This window comes from Chitinimonas violaceus, assembly GCF_052601015.1.
Window position 1 is genome coordinate 34,426 of the sequence record NZ_JBQXDJ010000018.1, and the last position, 25,104, is coordinate 59,529.

Below are 25,104 nucleotides of genomic sequence, written 5' to 3' on the forward strand. Positions count from 1 at the left end.
CAATCAACTATGCATATTTCACCGATTCCCGATCTGATTGCCGAGCTGGCGGCCGGCCGAATGATAATACTGATGGACGATGAGGACCGTGAGAACGAAGGCGACCTCATTATGGCGGCGGAACATATTACGCCCGAAGCCATCAACTTCATGGCCAAATATGCCCGTGGGCTGATCTGTCTGACCCTGACTGAACAACGTTGTAAACAATTGAATCTACCGCTGATGGTCAGCCGCAGTGGTGCGGCGCATGGTACGAATTTCACCATGAGCATTGAAGCTGCGACTGGTGTGAGTACCGGTATTTCGGCGGCAGACCGTGCACGCACCGTATTGGCTGCCGTAGCACCGAATGCCAAGCCGGCAGACATTGTGCAACCCGGCCATATTTTCCCATTGATGGCGCGTGAGGGTGGTGTGCTCGCCCGTGCCGGGCATACCGAAGCAGGTTGCGACTTGACGCAGATGGCGGGTTGTTTACCGGCTTCCGTGATCTGCGAAGTGATGAATGACGATGGCACGATGGCACGCTTGCCGGAACTGTTGCCCTTTGCAGAGCAGCACAAACTCAAGATCGGCACGATAGCGGACTTGATCCAGTACCGAAGCCGTACCGAGTCGCTGGTCGAGCGGATGGGCGAGCGTGCCGTCACCACGCCGGCTGGTGAGTTCCAATTGGTTGCCTTCCGGGAGCAGGGGAGCGTGGCTACGCATCTGGCTCTGGTCAAGGGAAGCTTCAGCCCGCAGGATGAGATATTGGTCCGTGTGCACGAGCCGCTCAGCGTCATCGATTGGATGGATGCTGGCCAGACTCGCCACAGCTGGGGCATTTACCAGAGTCTAGCCGCTATCAATGAGGCGGGGCGTGGTGTGATTGTGTTGTTACACCGGAATGAAGGTGGCGAGGAATTGCTGGCAAAAGCTTTGCCGGAGTTGAATCTGAATACCCCGCAGAAATGGGATTTACGTACCTATGGCGTTGGTGCGCAGATGCTCAAATTACTGGGTGTAGGTAAGATGAGGCTGCTGTCACCCACGCGCAAGATGCCCAGCATGGCGGGCTTTGGTTTGGAAATCACCGGTTTTATCGAAGGCTAGTTGTACGGCATGCAAGGCCTGCCTGTGTTAAATGGCCTGTTCACGGTAGTTCGTGGGCAGGCTAGGTATGGCCCCCGTACGATACCAATACTTTCTGTACTTCTCGATTGTTTTGACCGATTGGGCGTAAGACACTAGAATTTCGCCCTTTTTTCAATGAATTAGCCGCCATTTGCCATTGCTCAGGTTGAATGCGGTCCGCAAGGTTTGCTATGCCACGCTTTGAAACTATTCCTGAAATCGAATCGAACTTTGATGGCGCTGGTTTGCGCATTGGTATTGTGACAGCGCGTTTCAATAGCGACGTCTGTGGCGGTTTGTTGTCTGCTTGCCATGATGAACTCAAGCGTTTGGGCGTAGCAGATGGTGATGTGCTGCTGACGAGTGTGCCTGGTGCCTTGGAAATCCCATTGGTGCTGCAGACGCTGGCCAAATCGGGCAGGTTTGATGCGCTGATTGCGTTGGGTGCCATTATCCGTGGTGAGACGTATCACTTCGAGTTGGTGTCCAATGAATCGGGCTCGGGTGTAACACAGGTAGGACTCGACTTTGGTATTCCCATCGCCAATGCCATTTTGACGACCGAGGATGACGACCAGGCGCTGGTCCGCATGCAGGAAAAAGGCAGCGATGCTGCCAAGGTTGCGGTTGAGATGGCACGCTTGCAGCAGAGGTTGCGTGCGCATTTAAAGCTATAGAAACCTGCTCATGATCTTACGGCGCAGCCGTGATCAGGGCTTATGTGCTGCTCGAAATCCTCATGTACAAAAGTACATTCCGGTTTCTGCGCTGCTCAGCACCCTGCTGACAACTGCTCGTGACAGATCTTGAACAGGTCTAAGCGTATTTATTTGATTGGCCTCGCGTCCATCTAATTATTTAGATTCACCCTGGCGCGGCTTTAGCCGCGCTTTCGCATTGACTGGAACCACCATGACCCAAGACGCCAAGGAAGTTAAGAAGGCCCCACAAAAATCGTCGCGCCGCCGTGCGCGCGAATTCGCTGTACAGGGCCTGTACCAATGGCAGCTGACGGGCGACAGCGTGGCCGTCATCGAACGTTTTTTGCGCGACAGCAGCACCAGCTTCCCCCGTGCCGATGAAAGCCTGTTTCGTGAGATTTTCTACGGCGCGATGCGTGATGTAGCTCAGCTGAAAACACGGCTGGTGCCGCATCTGGATCGTGACGAGGCAGATGTGAGTCCGGTGGAACGGGCCACATTACTGGTTGCAGCGTTTGAGCTCATCAGCAAACCAGAGACCCCCTACGCGGTTATCATCAACGAAGCGATTGAGATCGCCAAGACCTTTGGCGGCACCGACGGCCACCGTTTCGTCAATGGCGTGTTGGATAAGCTGGCGTTGGAAGTGCGTCCTGCCGAAGTGGAATCTGTACGCAATAAGCGCCGCTAGGTCGCGATACCGCCAGCCCAGATGATGGCGCTTGATGAATTCAGCCTGATCCGCCGCTACTTCACCCGTCCCACACCGGGCTGTGTACTGGGGATAGGGGACGATGCAGCCTTGGTCGCACCTGCAACCGGTATGCAGTTGGCGATATCGACGGATATGCTGGTCGAAGGTCGTCACTTCTTCCCAGGGACCGATCCTTATTCGCTGGGCTGGAAGAGCCTTGCGGTCAACCTTTCTGATATGGCAGCCATGGGCGCAGTCCCACGCTGGTTTACCTTGTGTGTTTCACTGCCGTCAGTAGATGCCGAATGGTTGAATGGTTTTTCGCAAGGTCTGTTTGCGTTGGCTGAGCAGCATGGTGTCGAACTCATTGGTGGAGATACCACAGCTGGCCCGCTGACCATCAGTATCCAGATCATGGGAGAGGTGGAGTCTGGCCGGGCGTTATATCGGGATGGCGCCCAGGCCGGGGACGACATCTGGCTTTCCGGCCCGACGGGCGCGGCGGCTTTGGCGGTACAACATCGCTATGGCAAGTTGAACCTCGTAAGTGAGGATATGGCTTATTGCGTAGCGCGGCTGGATCGGCCGGAACCCCGTGTTGCGCTGGGGCGTAAGTTGCTCGGCCTTGCCACTGCGGCGATTGATATATCGGATGGCCTGGTCGCAGACCTGGGCCATATCGCACAGCGTTCCGGTTTGGCTGCCCGGTTCCTGTATCCAGATTTACCTTTGCCTGCTTTGAGTAGTGAGACATTGGCATTGCCGGTATTCAAAAGTTGCTTGTTGGCTGGCGGGGATGATTATGAATTGTGTTTTACCGCGCCAGCTTCCGAGCGTGCAGCGTTGCAGTCGCTCGGGGAGGCGTTGGGTATGCCGTTGAAGCGGGTAGGGGAGATGGTTGTGGGCCAAGGGGTGAGTGTGCTCGACGAGGCTGGCTGTGTAATGTCGCTGGCGCAAACCGGCTTTAACCATTTCGCCTGATGTCCTGTTAATTAACCCTCTGCTTACGATGCCCGCGATACGCCAGCCTGACTTACGTCTTCTGTTTTCACACCCAGCGCATTTCCTCTCCCTGGGATTTGGTAGCGGCTTGGCCCCCAAGGCGCCAGGTACGTTTGGCTCGCTTGCCGCCATTCCGTTTTATCTGTTGCTTGCTCATTGGTTGAGCCCTGTTGAGATTGCGCTGTTGGCCATCCCTTTGTTTGTGCTGGGAATAGGGGTTTGCGACAAAACCGGCAAGGCGCTGGGGGTGTCAGACCACGGCAGCATCGTATGGGATGAAATCGTTGCCATGTTGCCGTTACTGGCCTTGGTGCCGCAAAACTGGTTGGGCTATACGTTGGCCTTTGCGATTTTTCGTCTCTTTGACATCTGGAAGCCCTGGCCGATCCGTTGGTTTGATGCAAGGGTAAAGGGGGGGCTGGGTGTGATGCTGGATGATGCGCTGGCGGCGATCCCTGCTGCCGCATTATTGTATGGAGCACAGCCGCTGTTACAAAACGTGCTCTAGCGGTATTGGAAGTCCCTACGTGGTTGGCGGTAGTGCTGACCAAAAAACGGCAAGCTCATTATGAGCTTGCCGTTTTATCTTTTATCTTATTCACGATCTGTGACGAGCAGCACATAAGCCCTGATTACAGCGGCGCAGTAAGATCGTAAGTAGATTTTTAGAATGCGTAGTTGATACGCACCCGCACCGCCGTCACATCATCCGCCTTATTGCTGCCAGCGCCTTGTGAGTATGCCAATGCCGGGGTGATGGTAGCGCCTTTTACGCCCATCAATGGCATAGCGTAAGTGACATAGGCTGTATTCACTTTGGCGTCACCAGCTTTACCACTCAGTACACCACCACCAAATGCGCCCATGACGCCGGTCAAGCCAACGGTGGTCATCTTCTCATTGGCGACATTCTTGCTCTGAGCTACGCTCAGGTTCACGCTGCCGCTGTCGCCCAGGAAGTAGCTGCAGGAAATGGATGCGCCAGTACGCTTCACGCTGGAAGTGAGCGTCTCGTACTTGATCGCCTCAACACCTGCACGCATGCTGAAGTCACCCATTTTCACGGTTGCGACGGGGCGCAGGCCGCGGGTAACCGTCGGGTTGGCGGCATCGGCTTTATGATCGACCAGACCCAATTCGAACGATAGCGCCTCAGTTGGGTTGACGGTTAGTGCAGCTTGCAGCAGGTCTGAGCTGGTACGGCCGCGCAGCAAGTGACCACGGTAGGGGTCGAAACCAGCAAATGGAACCAGGGTGTCGCGACCCAATGGGAACAGGTCAGCAGCTTCAAAGCGGCCCAGCTTCAGGTCAATCGTCTTGGTACCGAACTGCACCCAGAGGTCATCGTCATTTGCCGTGCTGTTGCGATTCGCAAGGAAGCTGGCTTTGGCGGCAACGAAACCTTCACCATTCAGTCCCTTTGCCGAGGTAATCAGTTCTACGCGGCCGTTTTGCGAAGCGCCACGAGCTGGCGAGTTGGCGATGGTATTGCCTGCCTTGGTGCTGACGTAGTTAGTATCGAATTCGATATTGGCGTTGAAGTCGAGTGCAAAGCCAGGGGCTGCGGCCAAGGCGCTGGCGAGGCTGAGGGCAATGGTGCTGGTACGTGTAGTGAACATCCTGTTTTGTCTCCGTAGTGGTAAAGGATTGTTAGTGGTTTTGGCGGTTGTCGATCGGGAAAGTACGACTTGGCGAATACGTCGTGCTTGCACAGACGGAGCCGAAAATTGAGGCACAGCCACCCTCTGGCGTGCCAATCAGGCTCGTCTGACTTAATCTTGTCGGGGATCTATTCAAGGCACTGAACGGGCGCCGTAATGGCTAGCGTCAGTACATGGATGGGCCTAGGGGCGTTGAAGCATGGAATTTGTCTCCCCAGGTAAGCCTGGGTGTGTAGTCTATGGGTCGAATGTTTACGCGTAACACCACATATATCGGCAGTACTTTTCCGAACTATTCATGCGTGCTTTGCTGTGCTGTTTTTGAAATCGGCGCGATTGTCAGATTTGAGTAAGCTTATTGTCAAATATAAGTAATTACTTAGTAATGAATTTGACTAACGAAGCTGAGCTCGCCAAGCATGAGATGTAGATTCCATGCGGCTTTGCGCGAAGAAATGCTGCCTGTTTTGTGAACGTTGTTTTTTTGCACGCGAGAGCATGTTCAATCGCGTGGCCTTGCAGGACAACCGCATGGCACCAAGCTTGACGAGGGTTATCGGCCTGATTCGATGGGCCACTAAAGTTCCGCTATCGCACGACGAGCTGGCCTCTGTCGCTATCTTATAAGCGAACGGTGACTTGATACATCTGGTGCTCGCCAAAGTTGGCTTGAAACCTGTTTACGACAGCAATGTTGTCACTAGCCAACAAAATGTTGTCTTTTAAATAGCAACGGTGGATGGAAAGGCTTACCGGCCAACAAGTAATCAAGTGAAGAGGTAATCTCTGAAATGCTTTCAAACAAAAAATAAAAGAGCGTATTATGAGGGAATCCAGGTCTGTCGTTTTCTTTATCAACCCGCCGAATAGTAACGATCTTGGCGTAATCCGGTCTGATAGTCAGTATGTATCAAAAGGGGTGCAACATACCGATTGGGCCAACTTTCCACATCTCGGCATTTTGTCTCTTGCTTCGTATGTCGATTCTTTACCCGGTATGGAATCGATTTATATAGATGGTGTAGTGTATGAGCTTGATTCAATTACTGCCGTTATTCGCCAGCAGGCTTATCGCACGCTTGCAGTTTGCTTAAGTACGATTACGGCTAATTACGAAGCAGCGATTATCTTGGCACGAGCCGTTAAGGCAATTGATTCCAATATTTCAATCATCATCGGAAATGATCACTTTTCTGCGATGAGTGAAAAAATACTTACCCGCTATCGTGATTTGATTGATTGTGGTTTTATAGGTAATGAAATCTACACAGGACTTGGAGAGTATTTGAAGGATCTCCAGGGAGGTCATAATGACCGGATCTACCCCGGTTGTATTCGCTGGCATAACGACAAGCTATTGGTCGATCCGCAGATTCGCGAAAGCGTTAACCGCATTATAGATTACCGATTGATTGACCGTGCACTGCCACATACGCAGCTTTACGCTACCAATTTCACGCGTCGATTGGGTAGTCGAATTCATCAGTTGACTGGTCGCTATGTCCGGCAGGGTGTTCCGGTGGAGATAGGTCGTGGATGTATTAAATTCAGTGGCGATGATGCTTGCTCGTTTTGTTCGATTCAATACGGGGGGATGTGGAAGAATGAATTACCGGCGACGCATGCGTGGCAAGTAATTCACCAGGCGTGGTCTGCCGGATATGACTATCTGTATGTGACTGCGGACGAATTACCGTTAACTTTTGCGCGGCTTCTGCTTGATATGGCTGCGTCACCACCCAAGTGGTGGAGCGATCTGGAACCCAGTGAGCGCCCGGTCCTCGTTGGATATGCGAGAGCGGACGGTATGGAAAAGGAGGCGGTATTGAAAGCCATGCGACAGATTGGCTTTAGGATTCTGTTTGTTGGCGTAGATGCAGGTGCAGAATTGTCGCTGCTGGCACTTAATAAACCACTCAAAAACAAGAGCCCTGCACTTGCAGCAAAACGGATGTATGAATCAAATTTACGTGCGCTGGAGAATGCACGTAAACATCATGTTTCAATCAAAGCGGGTTTCGTACTTGGGCATTTGGGGATGAATGAATCGCTGCTGGCCAAAAATGTGCAAATGTATATTGAATTCTTGCGTAATGGAAAAGACGTTATAGTCAGCGCAGACATTGAATTACTCTCTCCAGAGCCTGGTTCGAAGGACTTTAATTATCTGATCAATCCAGATCTGGCAGAAGCATTCTCAAATCAGATCGGCTTAGCCATTGCCCCAATTGATTTGCGAAATGAAGTTGCATCGGAATATGCCTGTGTCGATATATTTGATCGGGAAAAAGCGATTGAAGACTATATCAAGGTTTTCATGCCGACTATTTCGAAAGACCAGCTTGCTGGTGCGCGCGATAGGGTGAGAGCTGAATGTACCAAGCTTGGTATCGTGGTGGGTGAGGAAATCTAGGGTACCCTGCTAATGGCTTGCAACAGGGTTATGCAACTAAGCCCTGTTGCGTTTGAAATCCCCGACCGGGGGTGAGTGCCGATGATCCACTACTGTTGGAAGAAGCGTGATCGGTATGCTTGGATGGCAGTGTGACAGATCATTTACCTGTCAGATGGGGATGCGTGCAGCATGTATGAACAGCGCTCACAATGATGCAACTTGTGGCTCGCTTCAGGTCAGACTAACCGGAGCAGGTGATGCAGAGAGGGAAATATGCGAATAATCGTCGCTTTGTTATTGCCGCTGGCTTTATTGCTGAATGCGTGTGCTACGCTGCCCCCGCCGATCAGTGTGGATGAGGCGATCAAGCTCAGTAAGGAAGGGAACAGTCCTGATGCCATTATTGAAATGATGCGCGCTAGCCGGTCGACCTATACCCTTAGTGCCAGCGATATCGTACGGCTTAGCAAGAGCAGCCTGCCAGAACCCGTGCTGGACTATATGCAGAAAACCCAGCTTGATGCCGCACGCCAGGAGGAACGGCTCCGTCTATGGTCGGAACGGGGTCCTCGCTGGGGATGGGATTGGTATCGCTGGTAGTTGAATTCATTCAAACTTAGGTCCGGAAGCGTTGTACGAGGGCTTCCAGTTCATGGGCTAATTGCGCCAACTGGTTGCTGGATTCAGAAGCTTGGCGCAAAGCCAGATCGTTTTCACCGATGGCTGAGGTGATCTGCTCGACATTACTGGCGATATTGTTGGACGCTTCTGACTGTTCCCGTGTGGCCAATGCGATGTCACGCATGCCCTCTGCAGTCTGATGGGTGCGCTGCGCGATGTCGGTAATCCTGTCGGCTGCTACTCGAGAGCGGCTGACTCCCGCTTCCACTTGACTCAGCGTATGGTCAATCCCGGTTACTGCAATGCTGGCCTCCTGCTGGATTGCCGTGCTGGTTTCTTTGATTTCCACCGTTGCCTGAGCTGTACGTTCAGCCAGCTTGCGTACTTCATCGGCAACCACGGCAAAGCCCCGCCCTTGTTCGCCAGCACGGGCGGCTTCGATGGCAGCGTTAAGGGCAAGCAGATTGGTCTGTTCTGCGACATCGCGAATTGCCGCCACCACACTGTTGATGGCTTGTGCACGTGATGCCAGCTGTTGCAGCGTTGTTGCCTGCTCGCGCACCATCGTATCCACACGGCCGATATCACCAGCCGTATCGCTGACTTCCTGTACGGCTTCGCGGGCGCTGTGTTCGGCGGCGTAGCTGGTATCGCCAGCCTCGGTGGCACTTTGTGCAATCAGACTGATGCTGGCAGACATCTGTTCCAACGCTGCGGCAGAAGCGGCGGCCGCGTCTGCCTGATGGGCGGAGCTGGTGGAAATATGCCCGGTATGGCCTGCCAATTCTTTGATCCGCTGGGTCAGGTCGGCAGCATTCTGTTTGACCTGCCGGACGATCTCAGCCAAAGATTGGATGAATTGGTTGAAAGCGGTGGAGGTTTCACCAATTTCATCCTTGCCGTGAACCGGCAACCGATGGGTGAGGTCTGCATCGCCACTTGCCAGCTCCAGCATGGCATCGCGCAGCGTTCCCAAGGGGCGGGTCAGGCGAGAAATCCATAACCACATCACAGCGGCTAGCAGGAACTGGGCAAAAAGGCCGATGAACAGGGTTTTCCTGAGTAGGCTGTCCGCCTCGGCAGTCACCTTTTCCAATGGAATCGAGACGGCCAGTGCCCAGTATTCCCGTGCAACGCCGATGCGAATCGGCTCGAAGAATCGGGCCATGCCGTCGGCTTCGAATTGATAGTGCTGGCCATTACGGATTGCTGCCAGGGCCTCCGCCGGCACTTCTGCTGTATCAACGGGTTTACCAAGCTTGGCGTCGTCGGGGTGGCTGGCATAGAGCCCACCGGCACTGATCATGCTCAGAAAACCGGTTTCGTAAGGCTTGATGGCACCCAGGGTGGCGTTCAACTGCGACATTGGCATGTCTGTGCCGATGACGCCGAGAAAATTGCCATCCACTACCAATGGTGCGGTATAGGACATCATCAACACCTTGGCTTCGGGGTCTACATAGGGCTCGATCGCCAATTCACGCTTTTCTTGCTTGGTTTGCTTGTAGTAGGCCGAACCGTAGCAATTCTCATCGGCTGCGGCATCGTCCTTCAATAGTTCGGGGGCATGCTCGTAGGTAAAACGATGGGCACTACCATTGCTACGCGTCCACCATGGCGCATAGCCCCCATGCGCGCAGTAACGCTTATCGCCTCGGAATTTCTCGTCCTGCCCATCCAAGGCATTACGTTCGATAGCAACCCAGAAACTCGTGGACTCTGGCATGCCCATGAAGCTGCCTTCCAATAGCGCGTCGAGCTTTTCACGGTCGGTCTGCCCGTTGCGCTTGATGGCTTCGACCAGCCCTTTCTGTGCCCGGACAAGATTGATTGCCACACTGAGCCCCGCTTCGCTCTGGCGCGCATAGCGCGCGGCCAGCCGGGTGGCGCTTTCAAAGGCTTGCTGTTTGACGATGTGGGTTGCATCCCGCGCTGTCACAACCTGTACAACGGTGAGGGCGATGGCGCTGCATGCAACGGAAACGACCAGGACACGGGCGCGGAAGCTGAGGTTGTCTAGCATGGGCAGCAATCACGGGATGTACTGCTTCACTATATGTGCTGGATTTTGCTCTGGTGCCCGTTCTTACTATTGGCAGTGTCAGTCGGGTAGTGTTGATCTAATCCAAGTGAAGTTGCATTCTCCATTAGCTGATTGAGGTTGGGGAAGCAGACGCGCAAGACTCAGGACTTCAGGACGACGGCTGGATTCAAGTCTTCTAGCGCTCGATTGCCATAAACTCGTTCGAGGATATCGCTCACCATTTTTGGCTCGTTTGCCAGCACCCATTGCTTACCGTTATTACGAGGCATGCCGGTGTAGGCGTCTGTACCGAGATTGACACCTAGCCAGGCATTGGAAAGCTGGGCGAAATACTCCTGTACATTGGCCGAAGCATAGCAACTATGCTGACCGTACCTTACGGGGGCCGTCGACCCATTGCGTACTTTCGGATTGCTGCATTCTCAGCTTGTACGCCCTATTCAGCGTCGTACGGTCGTTATCGGTTAACCCATACGTGTGGATGGTATGAGCAAATTCGTGCGTTGATGTCGAATAGCCCACGGCATAGCATTCTGCGCTAGCTACGGATGTTATGCCGCCCAGCAAGTTCTCCTCGGTTATGCCAACGTAAATGCGGCCTCGAGACGGGTCGACGGCAACTACGCTACCTGCCCCTTTACTCATATCGCGCATATGCTTTAACTCGCTATAGGTAGCGAGTAGCTGACTGAAGCTATTGCCTGACACATGACTCACCCCCCGCACGCTGCTCCACCTACGTCCATCGAACGTCGTCTGACCGCGAAGTGACTCAAACTGTTCTAGTACCGTCAGGCTTTTGTTACGCGGAATCACCACTACTTGAATGTTGTGCTCAAGAAGGTTCTTGATAACGCTTATGTCATTACCCAGCATTGCAGCAATCACCCGCAGCCCTTCGGCACGCGCAGCAGGTACATCCGTTACCTCGTCGGGAACGCTCAGCATCCAACGTGCCGTTAACCGCCCTATTTGGTGTGGGTCAAGGCCGTCAAATAGATCTCCATCGTCATAACCCATCTGCTTCTTGTGCTGATCAAGCATGGCGTCGGCAAGATAGTTAAGCAATCTAGCTTGTTCGACACTGGCCGTCGGTTGGGCCTTGGGTTGCACGATATTGATCGCCGGTTGGGTGTGGGGCATTGGAGCTTCTGGCGGTACAACTCGCTTTAGGGTAGGCGGCGGACTGGTTCGTTTGTGTAGGGACCTGATGACACTAATAATCTGTGCATCTAACCGGTCCTCCGCTTGTGCACGGCCACTGGTAATTCCTTGTAATGACTTGAGTCTGCGCCATTCTTTGATCGCATCAGTCAACTCACGCAGCGCTCTGGCACCGGCGTTGCTGTTCGGGTCGAAAGAATGTGCAGCAGCCAATGTCCTATCAATTGCTTGTAGCTGCGGGCTGCGTCGACTGAAGATTTTTCGGCTTTCTTGCTTGAATCTCTCGGCACTCCAAACATTGGGCAACATCTTCTGTTCCTTTGGGTCCTGATTTTCGACGGACGCTGTTGCTGACTACCGTCTGCGCTATCTGGTAGCAACAAGCATTCGCTAGGACATAAGGGATGATGTGATAGTGCTGACTGAGAGGAATATAAAGTTGGGCAAGACGCTGTAGCCCCTGATTATGGCTGCGCAGAGGCGCTAAAGCGCATCCATGGGTATACGCAGGTAGCGTATGCCATTCGTATCGGCGGGAGGTAATACACCGGCCCGGATATTGACCTGGATAGCCGGCAGAATCAGCATAGGCATGCCAAGTGTCTGGTCGCGTTTGGTTCGCATTGCCACAAATGTGGGCTCATCGACACCGTCGTGCAGATGAATATTCGCTGCACGTTGTTCGGCAACGGTGGTTTGCCAGCTGGGCTTGCGATTCTCTGGTGGATAGTCGTGGCAGAGGAAAAGCCGTGTGTCTGTCGGCAGGCTCAGGAGCTTGCGTACAGACTGATACAACATGGCAGCGTTCCCTCCGGGGAAATCGCAACGCGCTGAGCCGACATCAGGCATGAAGAGCGTATCGCCAACAAACACTGCATCGCCAACCTGATAAGCCAAGTCCGCCGGAGTGTGGCCAGGCACGGCAATGGCGCGGGCGTTAAGGCTACCGATAGTGAAGGCTTCCTCATCTTCGAACAGGTAATCGAATTGGCTGCCATCGGTGGCGAAATCCGGTTCCAGATTGAACAGGCTTTTGAAGACCTGCTGTACCTTGCCGATTTGAGCGCCGATAGCGACTCTGCCGCCGATACGTTGCTTTAGCCACGCTGCTGCAGATAGGTGATCGGCATGGGCATGTGTCTCCAGTATCCAATCCACAGTCAGCGACTGGGTGCGTATGAAGTCGAGAATCTTTTGAGCGTTGTCGTGTCGTGTCCGGCCGGACTTGGGATCGTAGTCCAATACGGGATCGATAATCGCTGCATTACCACCGGTCCAGTCATAGACCACATAGCTGATTGTCGATGTGGCGGTATCAAAAAAGGCTTCGATGTGGGCTTGCTGAGACATAGGCATTCCGACCTGATTAATATGCTTGAAAACATATTGTTGGAAAATATATTGTGCCGAGAGCGCACTGGACGTAATGATGCACCTTGTTGCACGGATGAGGTAAGGGGCAATCGTTATGGTTTTTGAAAGACCGTCAACAGACTTCTAACAATGTGTTCAAAATCTCGCTAGCTAAAGCAAGACAAGGCTAAAACAGGCGAGGAAGAACGAAAACAGCTGGGAAAGCGGTGTTTACAAACGGTAAGTGAGCACTGCGTGGGTGTTTTCAATGCCGCATTGCTGACGCGTAGCAGATTTTGAGAGAGGGATGCTATGTGTAGTGCCATGTTGAACGAGGCGAAAGTGGCAGGGCTGCGCCCATCTCTGGACGCGGCGGCTACGTTACTCAAGCCCTTGGGTAATGCCGATCGCTTGTTGCTGCTATGCCAGCTGGTGCCTGGTGAACGGAGTGTTTCGGCACTCGAAGCCAGTACCGGTATCCGCCAACCCAGCCTGAGTCAACAACTGGGTGTGCTGAGAAATGAAGGTCTGGTTACCACGCGTCGCGACGGAAAGTATATTTACTACAGCCTGATAAGCCGGGAGGTGATACAGATACTAGGGTTGATGTGTGAGATTTACTGTTCTGCAGGCGAGAAAGACCGGAATCATGGCAATTAAGAGGCGGTATGCTGGGGCCCGAAATCGGGTCTCCGGGTGTGGTGGGGTTGGTAAGAGAGGACATTACCGCCATGCCTGAGTGGTTACGTCAGTATCGTTTTACCGATTTCCCCCATGATCTGGTTGCCAGCGCCACACTGCTGGTGTTGTTGGTACCTCAAGGTTTGGCTTACGCGTTGCTAGCGGGCCTGCCGCCACAAGCAGGGTTGTATGCCAGTATCGCCCCGGTATTGGTGTATGCGGTGTTTGGCTCCAGTGCCACCTTATCGGTAGGGCCAGCAGCCTTGCCATCATTAATGACCGCGACCGCGCTGGCTGGGTTGGCGATACCGGGCAGTAGTACCTGGGTTGCACTGGCGGCCATGGTGGCGTTGTTGTCGGGCCTATTGCGGCTTGGCTTAGCTGGTCTCAAGTTCGGTTTCGTAGCCAACTTCCTTTCCCAATCGGTAGTAGGTGGTTTTGTCGCAGGCTCGGCGCTGCTGATTATTCTGAGCCAGTCTCCCCATCTGTTTGGTGTGTCGGTTCATGGCACAACAGCGTGGGAAATCCTGGTTGCCTTGGCCAGTGCTTTACCTGGGCTCAATAGGTCAGCCTTGGTGTTATCAGTGATGGCGCTGGGGCTATTGCTGGCGGGTAAGCATTGGATCAGACCGGTATTGCAACGCCTGGGTATGAAGGCCAAGCATGCCGACCTTGCTGCCAAAGCTTTTCCGATTGTGGTCGTCGCGCTGGGTGGTCTTGCGGTAAGCACTCTGCAGCTGGAAGTACGGGTGGTGGGGCATCTTCCCCAGGGCTTGCCGCCTGTAGCATGGCCGGATATCGATATGGAGCATGTGCAGACGATTCTGCCTGCCGTGCTGGCCATCGCTTTGGTGGGTTTTGTCGATAGCTTTTCGATTGCGCAGTCGCTGGCCCTGAAACGTCGCGAAACAGTGAATCCGGACTGTGAGTTGCTGGCGCTTGGCGCTGCCAATACAGCGGCTGGGCTGACGGGTGGTTTTCCGGTGTCGGCCAGTTTTGGGCGTTCCGCCGCTAACGAGTTGGCCGGTGCACGTACTCAATTGGCGGGGGTATTGTCCGCGGGTTGGATGGCGCTGGTGCTACTGGTATTCACCGATCTGTTCTCCAAGCTCCCCTTGGCGGTGTTGGCCGCTACGATTGTGACTGCCGTTATGCAAATGATTGATCTGAGTGTGCTCAAGCTCGCCTGGCGTTACGACCGTCGTGATGCTGTGGTGTATTTGGCGACGTTTATCGCTGTGCTCTTGCTGGGGGTGGTCGATGCGATCTTGTTGGGCGTAGCCCTCTCGCTGGCACTGTTCATATGGCGTACGAGCCAGCCACATCTGGCGGTGGTAGGGCGGGTGCCCGGAACCGAGCATTATCGGAATATCCTGCGCCACAACACCCATGTTGTACCGGAAGTACTGGCAATACGGGTTGATGAGAGCCTCTACTTTGCCAATATACGTTTTGTCCGTACCCGCCTTGTCACCTTATTGCGGGAGCGACCGGCTACCCGGCATTTGTTGCTGGTGCTTTCTGCGGTCAACGCGATTGATGTTTCGGCGCTACAAGGTTTGCGCGAGTTGAATCAGGGGCTGGTTGAGCAAAAAGTTGATTTGCATCTGGCAGAGGTCAAGGGACCGGTGATGGACTTGCTCAAGCAAAGCGGTTTTTTGGATGAGCTATCGGGCATCGTGCATCTTTCCACCTACACCGCTATGCAACATTTGAGCGAGGATCAGTACCAGGACTATGTAATTTGATGTGCTTTCCTCGGCATGGGCTGATAAATACACGTGCAGTAAAGCCTTTTCAAAGACTCGCAAGCTAAAGCAAGACGACTTCGGACGTATTTTTACTAGGTACGAACATCTTCCTCATCAACGTTGAGTTTGCCATGACAGACACCCTTAGCATCTCCTTGGAACAGACCACCGATTACCAGTTTGTCGTCAACTTCGGCAAAGATAGCCTGCCAGCCTTGATTACCGATGAGGATGCACCGGTAGGGCATGGGACGGGGCCTGATCCCACGCGCCTTTTGGGGACCGCGGTGGCCAACTGCTTGGTTGCCAGTTTGCTGTTTTCGCTGCGCAAGTTCAAAAATCTGCCGGAACCGATCCGTGCCGATGCCAAGGTCCACATGACCCGTAATGAGCAAGGTCGCTTGCGTATCGGTAGTATTGATGTGCAGCTGGGGGTAAATGTTCCTGCCGAGGATATTGCCCAGTTGGAACGTATCCTGGCGCAGTTTGAAGACTTTTGCGTGGTGACGCAGAGCGTACGCAAAGGTCTACAGGTGAATGTAAGCGTAAAGGATGGTAATGGCAAGGTGCTGTACGGTGAGGGATAGGATGCATTGAAGATTGATTGAGGCGGCGCATCCCAATCATCTCTGCTTATGTGCTCATCCGTTCAACACTAGCTACCGCCAGCCCTTCAACCGCATGATTGGGTTGGTGTCGGCTCAGCAAGACCGGTATGTCGCTGTCGCGTAATACGCGTTCGGCATTACTGCCCATGATCAGGTGCGATAGACCACGCCGGCCGTGGGTTCCCATGACGATCAGCTCGGCGGACCATTCGGCTGCTACCTGCAGAATGGTCTGCGCGACCGCAGGTGCAACGCATTCACGCTGATAGGTCTCTACAGCTACACCTGTCGCATCGACTTGTGACTTTGCTTCAGCCAGCAGCATGTCGCTATGGTCTTTGAGTATGGCGATACACTGCGCCAGCCTGTCTGCGCCGGCTATATCCATGTACACCACGTGCAAGTCCACCACATGCAGCAGGCATAGCCTGGCATTCAATGCTTTGGCGAGTTTGATGGCCTCTTGCAAACCAGAGAGTGACGTTGGACTGCCATCGACGGGTACCAGGATACGTTTATACATGGTTCACCTCTTGGAGCCTGCTCACGATCTTACTGCGCAGCTGTGATCAGGGCTTATGCGCTGCTCAAAATCCTCATGTACAAGAGTACATTCCGGTTTCGGTGCTGCTCTGCGCCCTGCTGACAGCTACTCGTAACAGATCGTGAGCGGCTATTTAGAATCAGATCCCGATCTTACTGCCCAGTGGTCGTCAGAGATGTCGCTGTACTTTGCTGATAGCTGCTTTTGACAGAGGGTGAACAGGTTGTTGTTAGTACCAGGTCAGTTTGGTGCTGTCACGGCGGGCTGACTTTGATTTAGCGCAAACTGTTGGCACATTCTTGCCACACCCGGCTGAAAGGCGTTTTCTTGTTATGGGCCTTTAGTGATGCGCTTTTTGGTACTTCGCGCCAATCAATAGGGGATGACTATTGCCGCACTTGTGAAAATTGAATTCCAAATAACATTGAGAATTATTATCATCCTTGTAACGTATTCAACCGCAATTACAAGGAACCCAACATGCTTAAGACCATCACCTTCGCGATAACCCATTTCTCTGTCGCGTTCAGCGTGGCGTATTTATTAACGGGCAGCATCGGCATCAGCAGTACTTTGGCGCTGGTGGAGCCTGCCGTTAATACAGTGGCCTATTTCTTCCATGAAAAGGCATGGCTACGGTTTGACGCTAAGCGCGCCACGAAAAGCAGAATGCACCCCTTGCATGCCCATGGCCACCATTAGCAAGACGGGATGATTGGAACTCTGCTCAGTCGTTATCGGTGCGACAACTTAAGCCGTGTAAATGGCACCCAGTATTCTTGGGCCGTGTGCACCGGTGACTGCAGGCAGGTTGCCCGGTTGCTTTTCCAGGCATTGCTTTGCCAGCCAGGCGAAAGCTGTTGCCTCCACCCAGTCCGGGTCTAGGCCGATTGTTTCTGTACTTGCCAGGGAAATTGGGCTGAGCTGTGCTGCCAGACAGTCCATCAATGCGCTGTTATATACGCCGCCACCGCAGACATACGCCTCGCTGGCAGAGGGTGCTTCTCGTCGAATCTCTCGGGCGATGCTCTCGGCAGTAAAAGCAAGCAACGTGGCCTGGACGTCTTCCGGAGCCAGAGCCGGGTGATTGGCAAGTTGTTGATCAAGCCACGCCAAGTGAAACAGATCGCGCCCTGTGCTTTTGGGTGGCGCTTGACGGCAGTAAGGCGTTGCCAATAGCTGGGCCAATAAGTCCGGTTGCAACTGGCCGGAACGCGCCCATGCGCCATCTGCGTCATAGGTGAGGTTGCGATGTCGATGGATCCAGGCATCCATCAGTACATTGCCGGGCCCTGTATCCCAGCCGCGGACGGGGCCATTGGGTGGCAGATCTGTAACATTGGCGATACCGCCGATATTGATCACGACCCGATGCGCCGGACTGCTAAACATGTTGTGATGAAATGCTGGAACAAGCGGTGCGCCTTGGCCACCAGCAGCAACATCACGGCTCCGAAAGTCGCTGATGACGGTAATGCCTGTCTGTTCAGCCAAGCGGGCTGCGTTGCCGATCTGTACGGTAAAACCGAGTTCTGGTCGGTGGCGAAGTGTTTGGCCATGCATGCCGATGGCACCTATCGAACCGCGGGAGATGCCAGCCTTTTCCAAGGTGTGGCGGATAGCCACTGCATATGCGTCGGCTAGTGCATTTGCGGCCAGCATTGAGCGATGCAATTCATTGTCGCCGGACGTTTGCAGACTCAGGAACTCAGCGCGCAGATCGGCATCGAACGGCAGTAAATGGGTAGCTAAGAGGGTAGGGTGCTGATTGGTGAAGTCGACCAGCGCACAGTTGATGCCATCCAGGCTGGTGCCGGACATGAGACCGATATATAGCGAAGAAGCTGGCATGTGTATGCGATGTGAAGTAGACAATAGGCCAAGACTAGGGGCGCGTTGATGCGCAGTGCAAGCTTGGCAGCCATTCGACGGTATGTATTGCAGGTTAGTCTTCGTAGATCAGGCGTGCCCGCTTTACGTTGCAGAAAAGCTCGTAATCGATGGTGCTGGCAGCGGTGGCGACTTCGCTCGCGGGCAGACCTTCGCCCCATAGCCGCACTGTACTGCCTACATCGGCATTGGGTATGTCGTTGAGGTCTACCATCAGCATGTCCATCGACACCCGGCCGAGGGTGCGGCTGCGTTGGCCGTTGATGAGCACGGGCGTGCCGGTGGGAGCTGCGCGTGGATAACCATCGGCATAGCCGCAGGCGACCACCCCGACCCGAGTGGGGCGGTCGGTGTAAAAACAGGCACCGTAGCCTATAGGCTCACCAGCGGGTAGATCGCGTACTGCCATGACTTTGCTGTCGAGATTCATGACGGGCAATGGCCAGTCGGATAGTACGCGATGAGTACCTGCGCCACCGTACAACATCACACCTGCGCGTCCCCAGTCGCTGTGGCCATTGGGCCATGCCAGTATGCCCCCGGAGTTGCAGAGGCTGGTTTCAACATCAAGCCCGGCAACCGCTTTGTTGAAGCGCTCGATCTGCTGTGGGGTTGCTTGGCTGTCGAGTTCATCGGCGCGGGAGAAATGAGTCATAGCTACGATTTTGCCGACCTTGTTGCTGTTACGCAGTCGGTCATATGCGAGCCGGAATGTTTCGGCACACATTCCCAGCCGGTGCATGCCGCTATCGATCTTGACCCACAAGGTCAGCGGTTTACTGAGTTTGGCATTTTCGATATCGGTGATCTGCGCCACGCTATGCATGGCGGTCCAGAGATTGTATTGCTGGATCAGCGCCAATTCGCTGGGTTCGAACCATCCTTCCAGTAGCAGGATGGGCTTGTCGATACCTGCTTCACGCAGCTGAATGGCCTCTTCGATTGATGCGACACCAAATCCATCTGCCAAGGTATCCAGTGCTTTTGCACAGAGGACAGCACCGTGCCCGTAGGCGTTGGCTTTGACGATAGCCAGCACAAGGCCCCCATGCAGGCGTTTGGCCAGTTTGTAATTGTGTTGCAGCGCAGAAAAACGGATGGTGGCGGTAAGAGGGCGACTCATAGCAATAGGCTGATCGGCGAATAATTCTATTATCGAGTAAAAAAACGCCCGCAGCCCGGTACAGTCCGGTGCTACGGGCAGAGACACGGAGCCTCAACGTGATTCGGTAGAGCAGAAAGTGAAGATACAGCTCAGCTGGAAGCTGGTTGGAATGTCAGGCTGGCATTAAGGGCCTTGCGGCCATACCGCTCCATTGTCAGACCAGCGGTACTGATTTGCGGTTGCTGACCCAGGACGAGGTCGGCAAGCAACTTGCCGGAACCGCATGCCATGGTCCACCCAAGCGTGCCATGGCCGGTGTTCAAGCTCAGGTTTGCGTAGGGCGTATGGCCAATGATGGGGGTGCCATCGGGGGTCATCGGGCGTAGACCGGTCCAGAAGCTGGCTGCGGTGCTGTCGCCGCCAGTAGGAAAGAGGTCGTTGACCACCATTTCCAGTGTTTTACGCCGACGCGGGTTGAGTTTCTGGTCATATCCACTCAGCTCCGCCATGCCGCCGACGCGGATGCGTTGATCGAAACGGGTGATGGCAATCTTGTAGGTCTCGTCGAGCACCGTGGAAACCGGTGCGCCAGCGGGGTCGGTGATCGGGATGGTCAGCGAATACCCTTTGGTTGGATAAACTGGCAGGTTCAGGCCCAGATTTCGTACCAACTGGCGGCTGAAACTGCCCATGGCCACCACATAGTGATCAGCCTGCAGCCATTCACCATTCTTCAGGGTGACGCCGACGATACGGCCGCGTAACGCTTCCAATGCGTCAATTTCAGTATTGAAGCGGAATTCGACACCCAGCTGTTCGGCGCGCTTTGCAAGCTCAGTAGTGAAACGCTGGCAATCCCCGGTTTCGTCATTTGGCAATCGCAACCCGCCCACTACACGACCGGGTACCAAACCAAGCGCAGGTTCGGCACCCACGCAGCCTGCTTCGTCCAGCAATTCGAAAGGTACACCACAGGATTTCAGTACCTCGATATCGCGCGCGGCGCTGTCGAGCTGTTGCTGGGTACGGAACAGCTGCAACGTACCGCCAGTGCGCTCCTCGTAGTGCAAGCCGGCCTCATTGCGCAGTGCACGCAAGCAATCTCGGCTGTATTCGGACAGGCGCATCATGCGTTCTTTGTTTTGTGCGTAAGCCCCGTCATTGCAGTTGGCCAGCATCTGGGCCATCCACTGCCATTGAAACAGGCTGCCATCGGGTTTGATAGCCAATGGCGCATGACGCTGGAACAACCACTTCAGAGCCTTGGTCGGAATACCAGGCGCGGCCCAGGGCGTTGAGTAACCGGGAGAAATCTGGCCTGCATTGGCAAAGCTGGTTTCTAATGCGACAGCTGATTGCCGTTCCAATACGATTACTTTCGCACCTGCACGCGCCAGATAGTAGGCCGTTGATACCCCTACCACACCGCCGCCAAGAACGATTACTTGCATGATGTTATCGCCTGCATGTCACATTTAGTCAATTTGTGCAGTGTATTAGTCAATTTGAAAAAAGTGTTGCCAACCTTAGGTGACAAAGCAGGATAAATTCACGTTAAATGGCAATGTGATATGAAAAAAAACTAAACGAGGATGACATGAAAGAATTGGATCGGATCGACCGTAGAATTCTGACCCTGTTACAGCATGATGGCCGTATGGCGTTGACTGAGTTGGCGGAGAAGGTGGGACTGTCGACGACACCGACTTCAGAGCGGGTAAAACGGCTTGAACGTGCCGGTGTGATCGAGGGGTATTACGCCCGGGTTAATCCACGCGCAGTGGCATGTGCTCAGCTGGTATTTGTCGAGCTGCGTCTTGCAGCCAAATCTGCCGAGATTTTCGATCAGTTCCGCCGTGAAGTGATGAAGCTGCCCAATATTGTTGAATGTCATCTGGTTTCGGGGGATTTCGACTATCTGGTCAAGGCGCGCATCTCGGATATGTCGCAGTACAGGCTTTTGTTGGGGGATATCCTGTTGAATCTGCCCGGGGCAGTGGAATCCCGCAGCTATGTGGTCATGGAAGAGGTAAAGGAAACGCTGGCTTTGCCTGTGGTGACCAGTTAGCCAAGTTAGCTATGCAAGCCTGCCAAGCCGGTGTGGAACAAGGCTTGGCAGCTACTGCTGTAGGTCTATTGTTTCGGTGCGGTACCTGCCTCAAACGCCATCAAAAGCTGCTTTTTACTGTCAAATAGGCTGAGCTTATTGGCTTGCAAGCGCCAACGCTTCACCTTGCCCAAGGTATCCAGGAATGGCTGCTCAAGGTCTCCACCTTCGGTACAGGCCATCCGGGTCGTGGCAAGGCTGGTGAAATGGATGCCGCCACCTACGAGGGTATAGCCCCCGATCAGACGGTTACAGCCCGTAGATCCTGCCAGGCGACGGCCTTCGCTATTGAACTGCAGAAAGGGTTCATTACGGGACTTGGCGGTAGGAAGCGGCTTGCCATTCATTTCAACCAGTTTCCAATAGCTGTCCTGCAATGGAATGGTCTGCACGCCGCCATCTGCCACCTGCACCAGTTTCAAGGTTTGCGGTCCGTCGCTGCCATTGGCTTTGACAAGGTTGCGGCTATCGGTTGTGAACAACAGTTTACTGTCGGCTGTAATTCTGGCGTTCAGCGAGTAGGTGTGTTTTGCATCAATGCTCTTGGGGTCGAAACGCAGCTTGAACTGCACGGGTGACTGACCCGGGGCAACGATAACGGCACGGTTGACCAGCTTGGCGGGTGCATCCGCAAGCGAGACATCCTGCAGGCTGATTTCCAGTACGGCATTGTTGGGCAATGTCGCTTTATCACCGTAATTTGCGGTACCGCTTAGCGTTGTTTCAGCCATTACCGTGCTTGCCAACAAACTGGCCAGCAAGATAAACACGGACTTATGCATAGGTTTTCCTCTTTGATGCAGGGCGATTGCAAACGTTGTTAACGAAAGATGAAACGAATTTTGAAAGTGCCGCTCACTTGTCGGGTGAGATATTTTAGGTTGATCACAGTAGTTGAATTTACCGATTGATTGCGCTAGCCGCCAACTGAGTCGTTGCATACCAATGCAACCGGGTTCTGAGTTCATTTCTTGAGTGATTATTGTTGGAGCGTAGCGTGGCCGAGGGGATATTTTGCTGATGCTGCAGACGTTCTCGCGCATAAATTAGCAAGAAAATCAGAAGAGATGGGAAAAAGTACGTTTGATATGACAAGTGCTTGATTTTTTGTATCAAGACGTACAAAAAAGGAGGGAAAAATAGTGTATTACCGAGTAATAATGCGCTCAGCACCTACACACGACGCTTGAGCCTTGGACGCAAAGTCGCAATACTGCACGCTTCGCAGTTGCTAGAACGTAGTTTTGCGTCAGTAACTGCCGGGTTAATAGCCCCCAGCCTCAACCGGTTTTTCCACAAGACTTAATCCGCTCAAGGAGCAAAATTATGAATCAAGCTCAACTGATCGAAGCGATCACTATTCAAGCTGGCAAAGATGGCCAAGACGTGTCGAAAGCCGACGTTACCCGCGTGCTGGTTGCCCTTACCGGTGTAGTGCATACACAGCTCAAGTCGGGTGAAGAAGTCACACTGCCAGGCGTTGGCAAGCTGAAGATCAAGGACAAGGCAGCCAAGGTTGGTCGTAACCCCAAGACTGGTGCGGAAATCCAGATCCCTGCCAAGCGCGTGCCGGCTTTTACCGCTGTGAAAGCGCTGAAAGACGCAGTGGCCTGAGCTGTTTACCAAGCAGTATCAAAAATAAAAACGGCGCTATTCGGCGCCGTTTTTATTTCGAAGCTGTAAGAACCTGTTTACGATCTGTCGCGAGTAGTTGCCAGAGGGTTGCCGAGCAGCACACAAGCTTCGATTACAGCTGCGCAGTAACATCAAGAACAGGTTCTAAAGCCTATTCGAGCAGGCTTCGCAGCATCCATGCGGTCTTCTCGTGGACCTGCAGGCGTTGGGTCAGCAAGTCGGCTGTGGATTCATCATCCACTTCCCCCACCAGGGGCAGCAGTTGTCTGGTTGTCCGCACCACAGTTTCCTGCCCTTTGAGCAAGATTGTGATCATTTCCTTGGCCGGCGGCACGCCTTCAATTTCGGTGACGCTGGAAAGCTTGCTGAAGGCGGAATAGGTACCTGGTGCAGGGAAGCCCAGCGCACGAATCCGTTCTGCGATCAAATCCACACCCAATGCCAGTTCGGTATATTGGTTTTCGAACATCAGATGCAGGCTATTGAACATGGGCCCAGTGACGTTCCAATGGAAGTTGTGTGTTTGCAGGTAAAGGGTATAGGTGTCGGCCAGCAGGCGCGACAGACCATCTGCAATGGCTTGGCGTTTGGCTTCGGGTATGCCCAAGTGGATGTCCATACTTTACTCCTTGGTTGTCGTTTTAGGTTACAGGGTGATCGGGAGTAGACCCTATCTATGAACCTGTTGAAAGTCTTCTGTGCATCAGCCGGCGTTGGAAACCGCCTCGGCATGCTTATTTGCTATTCGTAAACGCCGCTTTTTCGGTTGTTTTCGCCTTGTTTCGCTCTAGCTCGCATGACTTTTAACAGATTCTTAGCGCTTGTTCGTCATTGATCCCGCGGAATAAATCCCCGACCCGCGTAAATTCCTTTTCGCCAGAATAGCTATTCCTAGTGCTCAGTGGGCGAGTGCGTAATTTGCCAACAACTCGCTTAGCCACCCAGAAAATGTATGGGAGTGCATTGATGTTCTCCTTGTGAAACGGCTGCTGGAATGGTTTGGATTATTACAAATATCAATCAGAATAAGAAATTGAATTGCTAAAATATATTAATAGGCATGCGCTATTCTGAAGGCACATAGATCCTGGGCATCGTCGGGATCAATCCACCTAGGATAGGTAACCATGCAAGTGAACCAACGCGATCTTGAAGCGGGTATCCAGACCGATTTCAGTGACCGGCTCAGCTATGGCGGCTATCTCTGTCTCGATCAGCTACTGAAAGCACAGCAGCCGTTGTCGACGCCTGTGCATCACGATGAAATGCTGTTCATCATTCAGCATCAGGTTTCGGAGCTGTGGATCAAACTGTTGATCCATGAATTACGTTCGGCCATTGCCCATGTGGAATGCAATGAATTGGCATCCAGCTTCAAGATATTGGCACGGGTGAAGCTGGTGCAACAGCAGTTATTCAATATGTGGGCAGTGCTGGAGACCATGACGCCGTCTGAATACGCGCAGTTCCGTCCAGTTCTCGGGCAGGCTTCCGGTTTTCAGTCGCATCAGTACCGCACGCTGGAGTTCCTGCTGGGAAATAAGCATGCAGGTCATGCCGAAGTATTCAGGTACGACCCGGTGCTATATGCCCAGATACAGCAGGATCTGTATGCACCCAGTCTGTGGGATGTTTTCCTGCAGCATCTTGCGCGGCGTGGTTTTCCAGTGCCAGAGGTATGCTTGCAGCGGGATTTCAGCCAAGCGTATGTCAAGAATCCTGGCGTGGTGGTGGTGTTGAAAACCATCTATCAGCAACCCGAAACCCACTGGGAGGCTTATGAGATGGCCGAGAAGCTGGTGGATGTTGAAGAAGCCTTCCAGCTTTGGCGTTTTAGACATATGAAGACGGTGGAACGGATTATCGGTTTCAAACCGGGTACAGGTGGATCCAGCGGTGTGGCTTTTCTTAAGCGTGCGTTGGAATTGACGTTTTTTCCGGAGCTTTTTCAGGTTCGCAGTGAACTATGAGTATCAGTTCAAACATGGCAGAAACAAAAATTGGCTAAGCTGTAATGGGTTGCTGCGTA

The 25,104-nt window shown here is 53.4% G+C and carries 24 protein-coding genes; 14 read left to right on the plus strand and 10 right to left on the minus strand.

Going from position 1 to position 25,104, the window contains the following annotated elements; translation table 11 throughout:
- Positions 1-9 precede the first annotated feature (9 nt).
- The 5 genes from ribBA (at position 10) to ACUHMQ_RS08565 (ending at position 4,024) form a co-directional block, all read left to right on the plus strand.
- On the plus strand, positions 10-1,098 hold the full coding sequence (gene ribBA, locus ACUHMQ_RS08545; RefSeq protein WP_445295035.1) for a bifunctional 3,4-dihydroxy-2-butanone-4-phosphate synthase/GTP cyclohydrolase II: 1,089 nt from the start codon (positions 10-12) through the stop codon (positions 1,096-1,098).
- A gap of 212 nt (positions 1,099-1,310) precedes the next feature.
- Positions 1,311-1,796, plus strand: a complete 486-nt coding sequence (ribH, locus tag ACUHMQ_RS08550; protein ID WP_445295036.1) for a 6,7-dimethyl-8-ribityllumazine synthase — start codon at positions 1,311-1,313, stop codon at positions 1,794-1,796.
- 235 nt (positions 1,797-2,031) lie between these two features.
- Positions 2,032-2,511: a transcription antitermination factor NusB gene (gene nusB, locus ACUHMQ_RS08555; protein ID WP_445295037.1), complete on the plus strand. Its 480-nt coding sequence runs from the start codon at positions 2,032-2,034 to the stop codon at positions 2,509-2,511.
- Between the two features lie 21 nt (positions 2,512-2,532).
- A complete protein-coding gene (gene thiL / locus ACUHMQ_RS08560) occupies positions 2,533-3,495 on the plus strand; it encodes a thiamine-phosphate kinase (RefSeq protein WP_445295038.1) in 963 nt (320 codons plus the stop codon).
- A gap of 28 nt (positions 3,496-3,523) precedes the next feature.
- A complete protein-coding gene (locus tag ACUHMQ_RS08565; RefSeq protein ID WP_445295039.1) occupies positions 3,524-4,024 on the plus strand; it encodes a phosphatidylglycerophosphatase A family protein in 501 nt (166 codons plus the stop codon).
- A 157-nt stretch (positions 4,025-4,181) separates the two neighbouring features.
- On the opposite strand, the gene ACUHMQ_RS08570 is transcribed toward ACUHMQ_RS08565, so the two are convergent.
- On the minus strand, positions 4,182-5,135 hold the full coding sequence (locus tag ACUHMQ_RS08570) for a carbohydrate porin (RefSeq protein WP_445295040.1): 954 nt from the start codon (positions 5,133-5,135) through the stop codon (positions 4,182-4,184).
- An 865-nt stretch (positions 5,136-6,000) separates the two neighbouring features.
- Here ACUHMQ_RS08570 and ACUHMQ_RS08575 point away from each other — a divergent pair.
- Both ACUHMQ_RS08575 and ACUHMQ_RS08580 read left to right on the plus strand, forming a co-directional pair.
- Positions 6,001-7,590, plus strand: coding sequence for a B12-binding domain-containing radical SAM protein (locus ACUHMQ_RS08575; RefSeq protein WP_445295041.1), 1,590 nt, complete (start codon positions 6,001-6,003; stop codon positions 7,588-7,590).
- A 255-nt stretch (positions 7,591-7,845) separates the two neighbouring features.
- Positions 7,846-8,172 (plus strand): hypothetical protein, encoded by a 327-nt coding sequence (locus ACUHMQ_RS08580; protein ID WP_445295042.1) that lies wholly within the window; start codon positions 7,846-7,848, stop codon positions 8,170-8,172.
- A gap of 16 nt (positions 8,173-8,188) precedes the next feature.
- On the opposite strand, the gene ACUHMQ_RS08585 is transcribed toward ACUHMQ_RS08580, so the two are convergent.
- From ACUHMQ_RS08585 to ACUHMQ_RS08595, 3 genes are all read right to left on the minus strand, one after another.
- Entirely contained in the window at positions 8,189-10,216 is a 2,028-nt protein-coding gene (locus ACUHMQ_RS08585) for a methyl-accepting chemotaxis protein (protein ID WP_445295043.1), read from the minus strand.
- A 381-nt stretch (positions 10,217-10,597) separates the two neighbouring features.
- Positions 10,598-11,710: a hypothetical protein gene (locus ACUHMQ_RS08590; protein ID WP_445295044.1), complete on the minus strand. Its 1,113-nt coding sequence runs from the start codon at positions 11,708-11,710 to the stop codon at positions 10,598-10,600.
- A gap of 174 nt (positions 11,711-11,884) precedes the next feature.
- Positions 11,885-12,751, minus strand: a complete 867-nt coding sequence (locus tag ACUHMQ_RS08595) for an MBL fold metallo-hydrolase (protein ID WP_445295045.1) — start codon at positions 12,749-12,751, stop codon at positions 11,885-11,887.
- A 327-nt stretch (positions 12,752-13,078) separates the two neighbouring features.
- On the opposite strand from ACUHMQ_RS08595, the gene ACUHMQ_RS08600 reads away from it, so the two are divergent.
- The 3 genes from ACUHMQ_RS08600 (at position 13,079) to ACUHMQ_RS08610 (ending at position 15,773) form a co-directional block, all read left to right on the plus strand.
- The gene (locus ACUHMQ_RS08600) at positions 13,079-13,414 is read left to right on the plus strand and encodes a metalloregulator ArsR/SmtB family transcription factor (RefSeq protein ID WP_445295046.1); all 336 of its coding nucleotides are present in this window, start codon (positions 13,079-13,081) and stop codon (positions 13,412-13,414) included.
- Between the two features lie 8 nt (positions 13,415-13,422).
- Positions 13,423-15,183 (plus strand): SulP family inorganic anion transporter, encoded by a 1,761-nt coding sequence (locus ACUHMQ_RS08605; protein ID WP_445295047.1) that lies wholly within the window; start codon positions 13,423-13,425, stop codon positions 15,181-15,183.
- 134 nt (positions 15,184-15,317) lie between these two features.
- Positions 15,318-15,773 (plus strand): OsmC family protein, encoded by a 456-nt coding sequence (locus ACUHMQ_RS08610; protein WP_445295048.1) that lies wholly within the window; start codon positions 15,318-15,320, stop codon positions 15,771-15,773.
- A gap of 46 nt (positions 15,774-15,819) precedes the next feature.
- Here ACUHMQ_RS08610 and ACUHMQ_RS08615 read toward each other — a convergent pair whose 3' ends face one another.
- Positions 15,820-16,317: a universal stress protein gene (locus tag ACUHMQ_RS08615; RefSeq protein WP_445295049.1), complete on the minus strand. Its 498-nt coding sequence runs from the start codon at positions 16,315-16,317 to the stop codon at positions 15,820-15,822.
- 501 nt (positions 16,318-16,818) lie between these two features.
- Between ACUHMQ_RS08615 and ACUHMQ_RS08620 the strand changes: the two genes are divergently transcribed.
- Positions 16,819-17,040 carry a DUF2061 domain-containing protein gene (locus ACUHMQ_RS08620; protein WP_445295050.1) on the plus strand — a complete coding sequence of 74 codons (222 nt, stop codon included), beginning with the start codon at positions 16,819-16,821 and terminating at the stop codon, positions 17,038-17,040.
- Positions 17,041-17,088: 48 nt separating this feature from the next.
- On the opposite strand, the gene ACUHMQ_RS08625 is transcribed toward ACUHMQ_RS08620, so the two are convergent.
- The 3 genes from ACUHMQ_RS08625 to ACUHMQ_RS08635 form a co-directional block, all read right to left on the minus strand.
- Positions 17,089-18,189 (minus strand): anhydro-N-acetylmuramic acid kinase, encoded by a 1,101-nt coding sequence (locus ACUHMQ_RS08625; protein ID WP_445295051.1) that lies wholly within the window; start codon positions 18,187-18,189, stop codon positions 17,089-17,091.
- Between the two features lie 94 nt (positions 18,190-18,283).
- Entirely contained in the window at positions 18,284-19,351 is a 1,068-nt protein-coding gene (gene alr, locus ACUHMQ_RS08630; protein ID WP_445295052.1) for an alanine racemase, read from the minus strand.
- Positions 19,352-19,482: 131 nt separating this feature from the next.
- Complete coding sequence (locus ACUHMQ_RS08635; RefSeq protein WP_445295053.1) at positions 19,483-20,784, minus strand: D-amino acid dehydrogenase; 1,302 nt, start codon at positions 20,782-20,784, stop codon at positions 19,483-19,485.
- Positions 20,785-20,930: 146 nt separating this feature from the next.
- Here ACUHMQ_RS08635 and ACUHMQ_RS08640 point away from each other — a divergent pair, with 146 nt between their 5' ends.
- Positions 20,931-21,401, plus strand: coding sequence for an Lrp/AsnC ligand binding domain-containing protein (locus ACUHMQ_RS08640; protein WP_445295054.1), 471 nt, complete (start codon positions 20,931-20,933; stop codon positions 21,399-21,401).
- Positions 21,402-21,466: 65 nt separating this feature from the next.
- On the opposite strand, the gene ACUHMQ_RS08645 is transcribed toward ACUHMQ_RS08640, so the two are convergent.
- A complete protein-coding gene (locus ACUHMQ_RS08645) occupies positions 21,467-22,222 on the minus strand; it encodes an META domain-containing protein (RefSeq protein ID WP_445295055.1) in 756 nt (251 codons plus the stop codon).
- 544 nt (positions 22,223-22,766) lie between these two features.
- On the opposite strand from ACUHMQ_RS08645, the gene ACUHMQ_RS08650 reads away from it, so the two are divergent.
- The gene (locus ACUHMQ_RS08650; RefSeq protein WP_445295056.1) at positions 22,767-23,054 is read left to right on the plus strand and encodes an HU family DNA-binding protein; all 288 of its coding nucleotides are present in this window, start codon (positions 22,767-22,769) and stop codon (positions 23,052-23,054) included.
- 172 nt (positions 23,055-23,226) lie between these two features.
- Here ACUHMQ_RS08650 and ACUHMQ_RS08655 read toward each other — a convergent pair whose 3' ends face one another.
- Positions 23,227-23,694, minus strand: coding sequence for a Dps family protein (locus tag ACUHMQ_RS08655; protein ID WP_445295057.1), 468 nt, complete (start codon positions 23,692-23,694; stop codon positions 23,227-23,229).
- 508 nt (positions 23,695-24,202) lie between these two features.
- Between ACUHMQ_RS08655 and ACUHMQ_RS08660 the strand changes: the two genes are divergently transcribed.
- A complete protein-coding gene (locus ACUHMQ_RS08660; protein ID WP_445295058.1) occupies positions 24,203-25,045 on the plus strand; it encodes a tryptophan 2,3-dioxygenase in 843 nt (280 codons plus the stop codon).
- The last annotated feature ends 59 nt before the right edge of the window (positions 25,046-25,104 follow it).

What these genes read in the sequence shown, in the direction of transcription:
- ribBA (WP_445295035.1), top strand. Translation starts at nt 10, where the DNA reads ATGCATATTTCACCGATTCCCGATCTGATTGCCGAGCTGGCGGCCGGC.
- ribH (WP_445295036.1), top strand. Translation starts at nt 1,311, where the DNA reads ATGCCACGCTTTGAAACTATTCCTGAAATCGAATCGAACTTTGATGGC.
- nusB (WP_445295037.1), top strand. Translation starts at nt 2,032, where the DNA reads ATGACCCAAGACGCCAAGGAAGTTAAGAAGGCCCCACAAAAATCGTCG.
- thiL (WP_445295038.1), top strand. Translation starts at nt 2,533, where the DNA reads ATGATGGCGCTTGATGAATTCAGCCTGATCCGCCGCTACTTCACCCGT.
- ACUHMQ_RS08565 (WP_445295039.1), top strand. Translation starts at nt 3,524, where the DNA reads ATGCCCGCGATACGCCAGCCTGACTTACGTCTTCTGTTTTCACACCCA.
- ACUHMQ_RS08570 (WP_445295040.1), bottom strand. Translation starts at nt 5,135, where the DNA reads ATGTTCACTACACGTACCAGCACCATTGCCCTCAGCCTCGCCAGCGCC.
- ACUHMQ_RS08575 (WP_445295041.1), top strand. Translation starts at nt 6,001, where the DNA reads ATGAGGGAATCCAGGTCTGTCGTTTTCTTTATCAACCCGCCGAATAGT.
- ACUHMQ_RS08580 (WP_445295042.1), top strand. Translation starts at nt 7,846, where the DNA reads ATGCGAATAATCGTCGCTTTGTTATTGCCGCTGGCTTTATTGCTGAAT.
- ACUHMQ_RS08585 (WP_445295043.1), bottom strand. Translation starts at nt 10,216, where the DNA reads ATGCTAGACAACCTCAGCTTCCGCGCCCGTGTCCTGGTCGTTTCCGTT.
- ACUHMQ_RS08590 (WP_445295044.1), bottom strand. Translation starts at nt 11,710, where the DNA reads ATGTTGCCCAATGTTTGGAGTGCCGAGAGATTCAAGCAAGAAAGCCGA.
- ACUHMQ_RS08595 (WP_445295045.1), bottom strand. Translation starts at nt 12,751, where the DNA reads ATGTCTCAGCAAGCCCACATCGAAGCCTTTTTTGATACCGCCACATCG.
- ACUHMQ_RS08600 (WP_445295046.1), top strand. Translation starts at nt 13,079, where the DNA reads ATGTTGAACGAGGCGAAAGTGGCAGGGCTGCGCCCATCTCTGGACGCG.
- ACUHMQ_RS08605 (WP_445295047.1), top strand. Translation starts at nt 13,423, where the DNA reads ATGCTGGGGCCCGAAATCGGGTCTCCGGGTGTGGTGGGGTTGGTAAGA.
- ACUHMQ_RS08610 (WP_445295048.1), top strand. Translation starts at nt 15,318, where the DNA reads ATGACAGACACCCTTAGCATCTCCTTGGAACAGACCACCGATTACCAG.
- ACUHMQ_RS08615 (WP_445295049.1), bottom strand. Translation starts at nt 16,317, where the DNA reads ATGTATAAACGTATCCTGGTACCCGTCGATGGCAGTCCAACGTCACTC.
- ACUHMQ_RS08620 (WP_445295050.1), top strand. Translation starts at nt 16,819, where the DNA reads ATGCTTAAGACCATCACCTTCGCGATAACCCATTTCTCTGTCGCGTTC.
- ACUHMQ_RS08625 (WP_445295051.1), bottom strand. Translation starts at nt 18,189, where the DNA reads ATGCCAGCTTCTTCGCTATATATCGGTCTCATGTCCGGCACCAGCCTG.
- alr (WP_445295052.1), bottom strand. Translation starts at nt 19,351, where the DNA reads ATGAGTCGCCCTCTTACCGCCACCATCCGTTTTTCTGCGCTGCAACAC.
- ACUHMQ_RS08635 (WP_445295053.1), bottom strand. Translation starts at nt 20,784, where the DNA reads ATGCAAGTAATCGTTCTTGGCGGCGGTGTGGTAGGGGTATCAACGGCC.
- ACUHMQ_RS08640 (WP_445295054.1), top strand. Translation starts at nt 20,931, where the DNA reads ATGAAAGAATTGGATCGGATCGACCGTAGAATTCTGACCCTGTTACAG.
- ACUHMQ_RS08645 (WP_445295055.1), bottom strand. Translation starts at nt 22,222, where the DNA reads ATGCATAAGTCCGTGTTTATCTTGCTGGCCAGTTTGTTGGCAAGCACG.
- ACUHMQ_RS08650 (WP_445295056.1), top strand. Translation starts at nt 22,767, where the DNA reads ATGAATCAAGCTCAACTGATCGAAGCGATCACTATTCAAGCTGGCAAA.
- ACUHMQ_RS08655 (WP_445295057.1), bottom strand. Translation starts at nt 23,694, where the DNA reads ATGGACATCCACTTGGGCATACCCGAAGCCAAACGCCAAGCCATTGCA.
- ACUHMQ_RS08660 (WP_445295058.1), top strand. Translation starts at nt 24,203, where the DNA reads ATGCAAGTGAACCAACGCGATCTTGAAGCGGGTATCCAGACCGATTTC.